1 protein-coding gene is annotated in these 546 nt (G+C 65.6%); it reads left to right on the forward strand.

The window, feature by feature from the left end:
- On the forward strand, window positions 1-546 hold a 546-nt coding region (locus OQ02_RS39220), incomplete at its 5' end, for an FG-GAP repeat domain-containing protein (protein WP_197043721.1).

A 546-nucleotide genomic window follows, 5' to 3' on the forward strand; every position in this document is an offset into this window, starting at 1 on the left:
GTCAGCGGTGACACGCTCTACTACTGGCACAACCGCACCGACGGCACGTTCGCCGCGTCACACGAAGTGGGTTCGGGCTGGTCGGCCATGGAATGGATCTCGTTCGCCGACGTCGACGGCGACGACAAAGCCGACATCCTCGCCCGAGACGGCGGAAACATGTACCTCTACCCAGGCCGAGGCGCCGGCGCGTTCGGCTCCCGGACACTCGTCAGCGGAGGCTGGGCCAGCCTCCTCAGGCACACCGCGGCAGACGCCGACGGCGACGGCGACGCCGACATCTGGGCCACCAACAGCCTGGGCGAGCTCTACTTCTGGAAGCGCAACGACAGCAGCTACGCCACCGCAGTCAAAGTCGGCACCGGCTGGAACGCCTTCCGCCAGATGGTCTCCATGGACATCAACGGCGACAACAAAGCAGACCTCGTAGCAGTCCGCACCTCCGACAACACACTGCGACAGTGGCTCGGCACCGGCACCGGCACGTTCAGCCAATCCACCGAAATCGGCAGCGGCTGGACCGGCTTCAACCTCGCCGTGAACTGA

Source organism: Saccharothrix sp. NRRL B-16314 (assembly GCF_000716595.1).
Classification (GTDB): Bacteria; Actinomycetota; Actinomycetes; order Mycobacteriales; family Pseudonocardiaceae; genus Actinosynnema.